8 protein-coding genes and 1 pseudogene are annotated in these 12,195 nt (G+C 73.2%); 4 read left to right on the top strand and 5 right to left on the bottom strand.

Annotated elements, in window-relative coordinates:
- The first annotated feature begins 16 nt into the window (after nt 1-16).
- The 3 genes from lanKC (at nt 17) to ABZV06_RS00035 (ending at nt 6,277) form a co-directional block, all read left to right on the top strand.
- The gene (gene lanKC, locus ABZV06_RS00045) at nt 17-2,716 is read left to right on the top strand and encodes a class III lanthionine synthetase LanKC (RefSeq protein ID WP_355617261.1); all 2,700 of its coding nucleotides are present in this window, start codon (nt 17-19) and stop codon (nt 2,714-2,716) included.
- Between the two features lie 76 nt (nt 2,717-2,792).
- A complete protein-coding gene (locus tag ABZV06_RS00040; RefSeq protein ID WP_355617258.1) occupies nt 2,793-4,520 on the top strand; it encodes an ABC transporter ATP-binding protein in 1,728 nt (575 codons plus the stop codon).
- Complete coding sequence (locus ABZV06_RS00035) at nt 4,517-6,277, top strand: ABC transporter ATP-binding protein (protein WP_355617255.1); 1,761 nt, start codon at nt 4,517-4,519, stop codon at nt 6,275-6,277. Before ABZV06_RS00040 ends, ABZV06_RS00035 begins: the two co-directional genes overlap by 4 nt.
- A gap of 10 nt (nt 6,278-6,287) precedes the next feature.
- Here ABZV06_RS00035 and ABZV06_RS00030 read toward each other — a convergent pair whose 3' ends face one another.
- The 3 genes from ABZV06_RS00030 to ABZV06_RS00020 form a co-directional block, all read right to left on the bottom strand.
- Nucleotides 6,288-6,872 carry a response regulator transcription factor gene (locus tag ABZV06_RS00030; RefSeq protein WP_355617252.1) on the bottom strand — a complete coding sequence of 195 codons (585 nt, stop codon included), beginning with the start codon at nt 6,870-6,872 and terminating at the stop codon, nt 6,288-6,290.
- A 120-nt stretch (nt 6,873-6,992) separates the two neighbouring features.
- A complete protein-coding gene (locus ABZV06_RS00025) occupies nt 6,993-7,598 on the bottom strand; it encodes a response regulator transcription factor (protein ID WP_355243653.1) in 606 nt (201 codons plus the stop codon).
- A 203-nt stretch (nt 7,599-7,801) separates the two neighbouring features.
- Entirely contained in the window at nt 7,802-8,971 is a 1,170-nt protein-coding gene (locus tag ABZV06_RS00020; protein WP_355617248.1) for a hypothetical protein, read from the bottom strand.
- 271 nt (nt 8,972-9,242) lie between these two features.
- On the opposite strand from ABZV06_RS00020, the gene ABZV06_RS00015 reads away from it, so the two are divergent.
- Nucleotides 9,243-10,838 carry a hypothetical protein gene (locus tag ABZV06_RS00015; protein ID WP_355617245.1) on the top strand — a complete coding sequence of 532 codons (1,596 nt, stop codon included), beginning with the start codon at nt 9,243-9,245 and terminating at the stop codon, nt 10,836-10,838.
- 69 nt (nt 10,839-10,907) lie between these two features.
- Here the strand turns inward: ABZV06_RS00015 and ABZV06_RS00010 are convergent, their stop codons facing one another.
- Nucleotides 10,908-11,993 carry a hypothetical protein gene (locus ABZV06_RS00010; RefSeq protein ID WP_355617242.1) on the bottom strand — a complete coding sequence of 362 codons (1,086 nt, stop codon included), beginning with the start codon at nt 11,991-11,993 and terminating at the stop codon, nt 10,908-10,910.
- Between the two features lie 134 nt (nt 11,994-12,127).
- Nucleotides 12,128-12,195, bottom strand: a pseudogene (locus ABZV06_RS00005) (amino acid-binding protein); the annotation flags it as partial.

The raw sequence follows: 12,195 nt of genomic DNA, 5'->3' as shown, positions 1-12,195 counted from the left end.
GAGAGGTGGCGGGACGGTGGACGAACGCTACGACAGCTACTGCGCCGCGGATCGCCTCTTCTACGACTCGCTCGGCAGCGCCGTCGCGCAGCCCGTCTTTCCGGCCGCGGAGCGCCCGATCCCGACCGGCTGGCGACGCGAGCCGCTCGACGACTGGCTGATCTACGCGCCGGACGGCGGCTCGCTCCCGCAGCAGGGCTGGAAGATCCACGTGTCGGCGGGGCTGGAGAACGCCGAGCGGGTGCTCGACGCGGTCTGGGACTACTGCGTCCCCCGGGGCCTGTCCTTCAAGTTCCTCCGTGGGCCCCGCACGCTGCTGCTGCGCAACTCCAAGTACGCCTCCCGGGCGGCCAGCGGCAAGTTCATCACCGTCTACCCGCACGACGACGCGGAACTGGAGCTGGTCTGCAAGGAACTCGACGAGCTGCTGACCGGCGAGTCCGGGCCGTACATCCTGAGCGACCTGCGCTACGGCGCCGGCCCGGTCCACGTGCGCTACGGCGGCTTCGCGGCCCGCTACTGCCACTCGCCCGACGGCCAGGTCGTGCCGGCGATCGAGGACGACTCCGGCACGCTGGTGCCGGACCGCCGCGATCCCGTCTTCCACGTACCGGCGTGGGTCACCCTGCCCGACTTCCTCGGCCCGCACCTGGCGGCCCGCGGCGGCACCAGCACCGACCAGGTGCCCTACCGGATCGAACGGGTCATCCACTTCTCCAACGGCGGTGGACTGTACGTGGGCCGGGACCTGCGCACCGACACCGAGGTGGTGCTCAAGGAGGCCCGTCCGCACGCCGGCCTGGACGCCGACGGCACCGACGCCGTCGCCCGGCTGGCCCGGGAGGCCGACGCCCTGCGACAGCTCGCCGACCTGCCGCAGGTGCCACGGGTGCACGACGAGTTCGACCTGGGGGAGCACCGGTTCCTCGCGCTCGAGTTCATCGAGGGTCGACCGTTGAACAAGGTGCTCGTCGACAGGTACCCGCTGATCGACGCCGACGCGACGGACGACGACCGGGCGGCGTACGCCCGCTGGGCCCGGCACGTCCACGAGCAGGTCGAGACCCTCATCGCGGCGATCCACGAACGCGGTCTGGTCTACGGGGACCTGCACCTGTTCAACATCATGGTCCGCCCGGACGACCGGGTCGCCCTCGTCGATTTCGAGGTGACCGCCCCGATCGACGGGCACCGCCGCCCGGGGCTGCGCAACCAGGGTTTCGCCGCGCCGCGGGACCGCACCGGGCCGGCTGTCGACAGGTACGCCCTGGCGTGCCTGCGGTTGGCGCTGTTCCTGCCACTGACCCAGCTGGTGCGGCTCGCCCCGGCGAAGGCGGCGCACCTGGCCGACGTCATCGCCGCCAACTTCCCGGTGCCGAGGTCCTTCCTCGACGCCGCGGTCGAGGAGATCACCGGCGGCCCGCAGGTCGCGGACCTGCACCACGCGCCCGTCACGCGGGAGAAGCTGGCGACGGCCATCCTGGCCAGTGCCACCCCGACGCGCGACGACCGGCTCTTCCCCGGCGACATCGAGCAGTTCCGCAGCGGCGGCCTCAACCTCGCGCACGGCGCGTCGGGAGTGCTGTACGCGCTGCACACGAGCGGCGCCGGACGCTGGCCCGAGCACGAGGACTGGCTGGTACGACGGGCGACCGCGCCCCCGTCCGGCACCCGCTGCGGCTTCTACGACGGGCTGCACGGCGTCGCCCACGTCCTCGACCGCCTCGGACGCCGCCAGGCCGCGCTGGACGTGCTCGACATCTGCCTGCGTGAGCCCCTCGACGGGCTCGACCACAGCCTGGCGAGCGGGTTGTCCGGGATCGCGCTCAACCTGGCCGAGCTGGCCGCCCGCACCGGGGAGGTGTCGTTGCGCGACGCCGCGTGGCGGGCCGCCGAACGGGTGATCGGGCAGCTGGCCGACGACCCCGGCCCGGACGTCAGCGGGGGTCGGAATCCGTACGCCGGGCTGCTGCGCGGCCGGACCGGGCCGGCGTTGATGCTGCTGCGGCTCTACGAACTCACCGGTGACGAGGACCTGTTGGAGCACGCCGCCACGGCGCTGCGCCAGGATCTGCGCCGGTGCGTGCTGCGCCCGGACGGTGCCCTGGAGGTCAACGAGGGCTGGCGGACCATGCCGTACCTGGCACACGGCAGCGTCGGTATCGGACTGGTCCTCGACGCGTACCTGCGCCACCGCGACGACGACCGGTTCGCCGAGGCCAGCGCCGGCATTCGCCGCGCGGCACGGTCACCGTTCTACGCGCAGTCCGGGCTCTTCGCCGGCCGGGCCGGCATCATCGCCTACCTCGCGGCCTCGGTCCACGACGGCGACCGCCGGGAACTCGCCGCGCAGGTGGACCGGCTGGCCTGGCACGCGCTGCCGTACCAGGAGGGGACCGCGTTCCCCGGTGAGCAGTTGCTCCGGCTCTCCATGGACTTCGGCACCGGCACCGCCGGCGTGCTGTACGCGCTGACCTGCGCGCGGCAGGACGATCCGCCGGTGCTGCCCTTCCTCGCGCCCCTGCCGGGCGCAGAGACTCCCCCGCGACAGCGGGGGCGACCGGATCGACGAAGGCATGGAAGGGAGGTGAACGACATGGCGCTTCTGGACCTCCAGGGCCTGGAGATGGCTCCGGCCGACCGTACGGGTGGCGGTAGCCGGGCGAGCCTGCTGCTCTGCGGCGACAGCTCGCTCTCCGTCACGACCTGCAACTGATCCGTCGCATCAACGTGATCGCCCTGGGTGGGTAGACGTGCCCACCCAGGGCGACCGCGTAGCACCGGGAGGACCGATGTCGACGTTCGACGCGGGGGACCGGCTGCTGCGGCGGACGGTCCTTGCCGGCGGAGGCTGGACGGCCGGCCTCGCGGCGGTCGCGCTACTGGGCGCGGCCGCCGAACTGTTGCTTCCCGCGGCCCTGGGCCGCGCCGTCGACGCCGCCCTCACCGGCGGCTCGATCTGGTGGGCGGTGTCCGCCTGCGGCCTGGTCGTCGCCCTCGTCTGCGTCGACGCCCTGACGGATCTGACCAGCGGATTCGGTGCGGCACGCGCCACCGCCGGGCTACGCCGCCATCTGCTGCGCCACCTGTTCGCGCTGGACGTCCGTGCCACCCGTCGGTACCCGGTGGGTGATCTCGTCGGCCGCCTGGTCGGCCAGGCCGCCGACGCGGGACAGGCCGGCAACGCCGTGGTCCTGACCGTCGTGGCGGTGCTGCCGCCCCTCGGTAGCGTCGTCGCGCTCGCCATCCTGGAGCCGGTCCTGGGCATCACCCTGCTCGCCGGCCTCGTCCTGCTCGCCGTGCTCATGCGTGCCTTCGTGGCCGACGCCTCGACCGCGACCGCCGGGTACCAACGGGTGCTCGGCGTCATCGCCGGCCGGCTGCTGGAGTCGCTGACCGGGGCACGGACCATCGCCGCCGCCGCCACGCTGCGCCGCGAGGAGAACCGGGTGCTGGCGGCCCTGCCGGAGCTGGGTCGGCACGGTCGACGCACGTGGGACCTGTTGGCGAGGGCGAGCGCGCGCACCTCCGCCGTCGCGCCACTGCTGCACCTGAGCGTCGTAGCGGTCGGCGGGTACGCCCTGACGGCGGGCTGGCTCACGCCCGGCGAACTGGTCGCCGCCGTCCGGTACGCGGCCATGGGCGCCGGCCTCGGTGCGGTCCTCGCCACGCTCAACCACCTGGTACGCAGCCGTGCGGGGGCACACCGGGTGGCCGAGCCGCTGCGCGAGCCCGCCACCGCGACGGGCGACCGGCCCCTTCCCCCCGGCGGCGGTGCGCTGCGACTGCGCGGGGTGTGCGTGTACGGCGACGACGGCAGAGTCGTCCTGGACGGCATCGACCTGGACGTACCGGCGGGCGCGACAGTCGCCGTCGTCGGGGCGTCCGGCGCCGGTAAGTCGACACTGGCAGCCGTGGCCGGCCGACTGCACGACCCGGACCGCGGTGAGGTGCGCCTCGATGGCGTACCGCTGCGGGACCTCGACGCGTCGGCGTTACGCCGAGCTGTCGGCTACGCGTTCGACCAGCCGGTGCTGATCGGCGCCACCGTCCACGACGCGATCGGCCTGGCGTTGCCGGCCGCGTCCGCGACACCACCTGCCGACGGGCCTCCGGCCACGCCGGCGATCCTGCGGGCCGCGCGCGGTGCGGCGATCGACGACGTGATCGACCGCCTGCCCGAGGGGTACCGGACCCCGCTGACCGACACACCGCTCTCCGGTGGTGAGACGCAACGCCTCGGCCTGGCCCGGGCGTTCGCCGCCGAGCGGCTGCTCATCCTGGACGACGCCACGTCCAGCCTGGACACCGCTACCGAACACCGGATCACCGAGGCGGTCGTCGGGCGCGCCGGCGAGCGGACCCGACTGGTGGTCACCCACCGGACGGCGGCCGCCGCCCGCGCCGACCTCGTGGCCTGGCTGGACGGCGGTCGGTTGCGCGGCCTGGCGCCGCACCGGCGGCTCTGGGCCGACCCGGACTACCGGGCTGTCTTCGCGCCGGCCGGCGGTGGGTCGTGAAGCCGCTGACCGTACGCCAGGTGACCTGGCGGGCGCTGCGGGCCCGCCGGCGTGACCTCGCCCGGCTCGGCGGGTGGTCGCTCGTCGAGGCGTTTCCCGCGCTGCTCGCGGGTCTGCTGGTCGCCCGTGCCGTCGACGACGGCTTCCTGGCCGGGCGCCTGGTCGACGGCCTTGCGTGGTTGGGGGTCCTCGCCGTGGCCGTGCTGGTCGGCGCGGCGGCGACCGGGCGGACGTACCGGAGCCTCGGCGCGGTGGTCGAGCCGTTCCGCGACGAGGTGGCCGCCCAGGTGGTGCGGGGCGCGCTGCGCGATGCCACCCGTGCCGGTGGGCGCCCGGACAGCGCGGCGATGACCCGGCTGACCCACCAGATGGAGATCGTCCGGGACACCTTCGCCGGTCTGCTGATGGTGACGCGCGGCTTTCTCTTCTCCGCGGGCGCGGCTCTGCTCGGCCTCCTCGCCCTCGCGCCGGTGGCGGCTGCGCTGGCCGCCGCGCCGCTGGTCGCCGGCCTGGTCGTGTTCCTCGCCGCACTGCCGGCGATGGTCACCCACCAGCGGGCGTACGTCCGCGCGGGCGAGCGGTTGGGCCAGTCGGCAGCGACGGCGCTGGCCGGTCACCGCGACGTGCTCGCCTGTGGCGCTCAGGCACGCGTGGCATCCGAGGTGGAGCAGCGGGTGTCGGCGCAGGCCGCCGCCGAGCGCACCCTCGCGCGGATGGCCGTGATCCGCAGCCTCAGCCTCGGAATCGGCGGCTGGTCCCCGCTGGTGGTGCTGCTCGTGGCCGCCCCGTGGCTGGTCGACCGTGGCATGACGGCGGGCGCGATCCTGGGGGCGCTGATCTACGTGTCCACCGGACTGCAACCCGCCCTGCACACCCTCGTGCAGGGCCTCGGCGGCGGCGGGTTGCGCTACGCCGTCACCCTGGAGAACATCCTGCGCGTCTATCCCCACCTGCCGCCGTCCGCCGGGGAGACCCCTGGCCCGCGCCCGTCGACCGGGCCGGTCGGCGGCCTACCGGCCGCCGAGGTCCGGGGACTGACCTTCCGGTACGGCCCGAACGCCCGGTCCGTCCTGCGGAACTTCTCGCTGACCCTGGCCGACGGCGAACACCTGGCGGTCGTGGGGCCCAGTGGCGCCGGCAAGTCCACGTTGGCCGCCCTGCTGGCCGGTCTGGTGCCACCGCAGGAGGGCACGGTCCAGCTGGCCGGTACTCCGGTCGCCGACGCCGCGCCGGCCGTCCTGGCCCGGCTGCGGGTGCTGCTGCCCCAGGAGGCGTACGTCTTCACCGGCACACTCGCCGACAACCTGCGCTACCTGCGGCCCGACGCCGACGACGACACCCTTGAGGTCGCCCTCGACGCGCTCGGTGCGCGTCCCCTGGCGACCAGGCTGGGCGGCCTGGACGCGCCGGTCGTACCGGCCCTGCTCTCCGCCGGTGAGCGGCAGCTCGTCGCGGCGGTCCGGGCCTGGCTCGCGCCCGCCCCGCTGGTGCTCCTCGACGAGGCGACCTGCCACCTCGACCCGGCACGGGAGGCGACGGTCGAGGCCGCCTTCGCCCGGCGACCCGGCAGTCTCGTCGTGATCGCCCACCGGATCAGTTCGGCCCTGCGGGCCGGCCGGGTGCTGGTCCTCGACGGCGACGTGCCCGTCGAGGGGACGCACGAGCAGTTGCTCGACCGCTCCGCGACCTACCGGGCGCTCGTCGGCTGTTGGGACGAGCCGATGACCCCGTCCCGGACGGTGGAGCGGCAGGGCTGAGACCCGTCGCTCAGATCCACCCCGCCTCGCCCGCCATCCGTACGGCCTCCACCCGGGTGCGCGCACCCACCTTGCGGGCGATCCGACCGAGGTGGTTGCGGACGGTGCCCCGGCTGAGCCCCAACGCCGCCGCGACCTCGACGACCGGCGCCCCCGCCGCCGTCAACGTCAACACCTCCCGCTCGCGCTCGCTCAGCGGGTCGTCCGAGTGCAGGGCCGCGACGACGAGGTCCGCGTCCACGACGGGTTCTCGGCGCGCGAGTCGTCGGATGCCGTCGACGACCCGCTGGGGTGCGGCGTCGTTGCGCAGGACGCCGACCGTGCGGCCGGGGCTGAGCATGCCCCGCAGTCGCCGGGCCCGCTGCGGGTGGACAAGCATCAGGACGGGGCACAGGCCCAGTCGGCCGGGAGCCGCCGCCTCGACAAGGTCGAGGTCGGCCACCACCACGTCCGGGCGTTGGGCGTGGACGGCCGCCGGTACCGCGTCGCCGCGATCCACCTCCGCCACGACGCGGATGTCCTCCTCTGCGGCGAGGACGAAGGAGAGCGCCCCCAGCATCAGGGCCCCGTCCAGAGCGAGCAGGGTACGGATCACGACGAACCTTCCCGCGCGTGGACAACGATCACTCAACGTCAATATTCAAACACGCATCCTCCGGGGCCGCACGGCGACGGGGCGGGTCCACACACCTCCGACGGACCCGCTCCGAGATGCCTACAACCAGCCGTTGCGCCGGGCGTGCCACACCGCCTCCAGCCGGTTGCGGGCTCCGATCTTGTGCAGGATCGCCGACAGGTGATTACGCACCGTCCCGTGGGCCAGGAAGAGGCGGCCGGCGATCTCCTTCAGTGGCAGCCCCTCGGCCGCCATCCGCAGCACGTCCATCTCCCGAGGCGTCAACGGCATCTCCGGGGGACTGAGCACCGCCACGGCGGCGGTCGGGTCGATGGCCCGCTCGCCGGCAGCGAGCAGGCGAATCGACCGCACCAACTCCACCAGTGAGTTGTCCTTGCCGACCAGACCGCGCGCACCGGCAGCCAGCGCCGCCTCGACCAGCGCCGGGTTCCACCGAGGGCTCATCGCCAACACGGCGGTGTGCGGCGCCTCGACGTTTATCCGGGCGACCATCTCCACCGGATCGGGCAGCTCCGGATCAAGCGCCAGCACCACCACCTGGGGTCTGCACCGGCGGACCGCCGTCAACAGCTCGCCGACGCCCTCGACGTCGGCGACCACCTTCATGTCCTCCTCGCGGGAGAGCGCGGCGCAGAGTGCCCCGCGCAGCAAACCCATATCCTCGGCGACAACAACGTGGATCACCGTGTTTCTCCGATCTCAGGTGCACGTCACGACGGTCACCGAACCCGGAGTGTCCACGGGGCGGCCAGGACTGTCGTGCGCGAAAAGTCGGACGGCCAGGGACCCCCGCGGCACCATTGTGCGAGCGGGCGCGGGTGCCATCGACCAGGCCAGCGGGATGAGACCGACCAGGCGGGCCAGCAGCCCGGAGTCGGCGGGAGACCTCAGCCCGGGCGGGCGATCGCAGACGGAGTTCGGGTGTCGACGAAGAGCGGAACGAGGTGACAGGGCGCGGCGGTGCCGGGGTCTGACTGCCGATGAGCGGGTCGGACCAGACCCGGCGTGGGCGTGGCGCCCCCGTCGGTGCCGGCGGCGTCCTGGTCGGCCGGGGTGACGGGCTGACCCGGAGGGTAGGCCGCTACGGCCGGTGGGGCCGGGCGCGCGGCGAGGTGGCCCGGTGGGGCCATGGGAGGTAGGTGCGCCGCCACGGGTGTCGGCGGCGATGCTGCCGGGGGTGGCGTCGCCGCGGCGCATACGGGCGGCGGCGCCGGACCCGGCAGTGACGCTGGCAGGGCGGCCGGGCCCGGCGCGAAGGCCGCGCCGGCCGGTTCGAGCGCCGGGGGAGCGGGCCGCGCCCTCGGCGCGGGCACGATCACCGCGCCGAGGGCGGGCGGCAGGACGGCGTCGACGACACCCAGGAGGGCCGTGACGACCGGCGCGATCGGCAGTGCGCGCACGACATCGACGGCGGGTCGCAGCACAGGGGTGAGCAGGCCCGCCACGGCGGGCGAACCGAGCGCTCCGCGTAGCTGTCGGTGAACGGGCGCGGCGGCGGTCGGCTGCCGTGCGGGATCTGCCGTCGCTCGGGGCGGGCGGGCGCGGTGGGCGGGACGATGAGTCGCTCGGGCCGCGGTCGAGGTGCGCAGCCGTTCGTGCCGCGCGGCGTCGGACCGTACGAGTGTGCCGGCCCGGGACGACGGCACGGACATCCGCGCCGCGTCGGTCGGGCGGCGGGACTCGGCCGGAGACGTCACATCGCGTGCGCCGACGACACCGGCGATCGCGCCGGTCAGCGGGGCACGCTGCCCGTGATGGCGGCGGTCCACGGCGCGTGGGCCGCGTCGGGGATCGTGGTCGGAGCGCTCGATGGTGGTGACCTGTCGGACCGGCTCCACCAGAGCGCCGAGCTGCCGATGAAGCTCGTCGCCCGAACTGCCGCGCGTGCCGTCGGCGCTGGCCGGCCCCTGGAACAGGAGGGCCAGGAGGAAGCCGCCCCCGACGGCCACCGCGATCAGCGCCAGACGCCGGGCGAGCCTGCGCAGACGGTTGACCACGACCGGCGTGGGTCGACCCGGCGCGGACGTCGGCGCGGTTCCGTTGACGGGACTTCGCACGCGGGCACGACCCCCTTCCCCTCTGGATTGCTGACCCATAGTAGCGATGCCATCACGTATGCGCATCCGCTGATGCGCACTGCGCGGACTGAGTGTCAGGCGGCCTGCGGTGGCTGCCCGCACCTTTTGCACCGATTGTGGGACTTATTCGCGTAAGCCCGGTTGATGTGAGTTCGGCTCGGCTACCTTCCCCGTGGGCGCGACAACCGATTTGTCGCTGTCTGCGCCGACTGTGGCGTACAGAGACACGGTGTACGGAGAAGGGCCAGATATGTCCAACCATCGACACCCGAACGTCAGCGATGCGGCGGCAGAGCAGCCACGTCCGCCGAGGAGGCGCAGGGCCCGCTGGCTCGTCGCCGGGGTGGCCGGCCTGACCGGGGTCGCCGGTCTGGCTGCCGTCGGCGTGCCCGGAGGCCTGACCGGAGCGCTCGGAGCGGGCGGAGCGCTGTTCGGGAAGCAGGTCCTTGCCGGCAGCAGCCGGCCGGCGGACGACGACAGCGGCAAGCACGATCCGGGCGGTCGCGACAAGGAGCACGGGGGCGACAAGGAGCGCGGGGACGGCGACTGGAGCGGTGGCGGCCGGGACGCCTGGGACGTATCGTGCGGTGCCAACGAGCTGATCGCCGCGATCGTCCGCGCGAACGCCGAGCACGGGGCGACACTCCGACTCGCCAAGGGGTGCACCTACACGCTCACCGCGTCGGCCCCCCAGCCGCCCGTGCCCCACGGCCCCGTCGGCCTGCCGATCGTCACCCAGCCGATCACGATCGACGGAAACGGCGCCACCATCGTCCGCGCTGCCGCCGCCACCCCGTTCCGGATCCTTGAGGTGGGGGCCGGCGGTGACCTGAAGCTCCGCGACGCCACCATCAAGGGCGGCGATGACACGAGTGGGATCGGCGGCGGAGGTGGCGGCATCCGCGTCGACGTCGGCGGCCGGGCCACCCTGGAGAACATCGACGTGGTCTTCAACCACACCAACGGCCCCGGTGGCGGGATCGCCAACTTCGGCGACACTCGGATCCTCGGCCGCAGCGATCACGGTGGCAAGGACAAGGGTGACAAGGGCCGGGACGGCAAGGACAAGGACGGCAAAGACCGGGAGCGCTACGGCGACGACGAGAGCCGGATCAGCGACAACGGCGCCCTGTTCGACGGTGGGGGCGTCTACAACAACGGCAACCTCACCGTGAAGAACACCAGCCTCAGCGACAACAGCACGATCGGAGTCGTCAACATCCTCCCGATCGGTGGCGCGGGCGGTGGTCTGTCGAACTCCAGCACCGCGGTGCTCGACGACGTCCGCGTGCACCACAACAGCGCCGGTTTCCGGGGCGGTGGCATCCGCACCGGCATCAACGCCACCACCACGGCCAGGAACATCGAGGTCAGCGAGAACACGACCGGCAGCGAGGGCGGCGGCATCTTCACCGACGGCATCTTCCAGCTCCAGCACGGCAAGATCTTCCGGAACGACGCCGGCCAACGCGGCGGCGGCGTCTTCAACCAGATCGGCCGGTTCGTGGCCGAGGACAGCCAGATCAGTGAGAACGCCGCCAGCACGAGAAGCACCATCGAGAACGGCGGCGGCGTCTACAACGGCAGCGGTGTGGTCGTGCTGCGGCACACCCTCGTCAGCCGCAACAAGGCCTTCGGCACGAACTCACGCGGCGGCGGAATCTACAACAACGCCACCCTCACCCTCACCGAATCCACGGTGACGGAGAACGTCTCCGTGGTGGCGCCGGGTGGGGTCTTCAACGACGGTGGTCAGGTGTCCGTGGACGACAAGTCGGCCATCAGCGGCAACCGCCCCACCAACTGCACGCCCAGCGCCCCACCCGTACCCAACTGCTTCGGCTGACCACCGCGGCACCCGGTCCCGCCCACGGTCCGATCCGATCGGACCGTGGGCGGGATTCGCCGCGTGCGGTCAGAGCCGGGAGGTGAAGGTGGCCAGGAAGCGGTGCGGGGTGACCGCGCCGCTGTTGTCGAAGCAGATCACGTCGACGTCGGCGTTCGTGGTGTACGTCCACGCCTGGGTGAGGTGGCAGTAGTTGCTGCCGGCGCCCTGCGCCACCACCTGGGCGTGCGTCTCCTTGAGGCCGACCTGCGGGAAGGTCGCCAGATAGCGGCCGGCGGGCACCAGCGCCGCCACGTTGTTCGCGCCGACGCCGAGCACCGAGTTGTCGTTGGTGGGCCCGCCCACTGCGGTGCCCAGGTAACCGAAGTACGACGGCGGGCCCAGGGAACCGATCACCGGCCGGCGACGGTGGTACGAGAGGGCGAAGTCGGTGTTGACGAACGCCCCGGCCTGGTCGTAGCAGAAGACGTAGACCTGCACGTCGGTTCCGACCGCGCTCCACGAGTAGACCTTGCAGCGGCGGGGTCCGGCGTTCGGCTGTACGGCGGTGACCTGCACGTTGCCGGCGAGCACGCCGGCCAGCCCGACGCCGGGCAGCCGCACCAGATACTGCCCGACGCCCACCGGCCCGGCCGTGTTCACCACCCCCGTCGAGTTGTACCACTGCGCCACCGCCCCGCTGGCCCACTGCACGAACGCGTGCGAATTGCCGGCCGGCAGCGCGCCCGAACTGGTCGTCCAGAGCACGGTGAACGGGGTGTCCTCGCGTGTGCCGCCGGGTCGGTGGCACTGCACGTCGACGATCTCGTCGACGCCGGACTGGAACCAGCGGACCACCTCGCAGTAGTGCCCGGTCCGGTTCACCGGGGTCACGTGCGGCACGCCGCGCGCACCCGCGCCCACCTGCGGGAAACGGACCTGGAACCGGCCGGGCGCGAGCTTGACGCCGTCGGCCCAGGCGGCCGGGAATGCCGTCTTCCAGCTACCCCACTGCCGGCTGGTGTCCAGCACGGTCCAGACCGTGACGGTGGGGTCCTTGACGTACGCGAATCCCCAGCGGTCGGCGGTGGCCGCGGCGGCCGGCGCCGGTGGCGCGAGTGCGCTGGCTGCCAGGACGGCAGCCAGCGCGGCGGTCACGAACGAGCGGAGACGCATGTGTTCCTCCATTCGACAGGGACGTGTCGGAGAGGAGTGTGCGGTAGGTGATGTCTCGGTGACAATCGGCTACTATGCGCTGCGGTGTCGGGTGTCGGCCACCGGCCGCCCGTCCATGCCGGACGGCCCCCACGCTCGGCCGCAGCCGGTCCCGTGCAGATGAGGGTCATCGCGAAGTGCCCCCGCAGTCGGGTCATCGTGC

This window comes from Micromonospora sp. NPDC005172 (genome assembly GCF_040608555.1).
Taxonomy (GTDB): Bacteria; Actinomycetota; Actinomycetes; order Mycobacteriales; family Micromonosporaceae; genus Micromonospora.
This window is presented reverse-complemented; position numbering and strand designations above follow the sequence as displayed.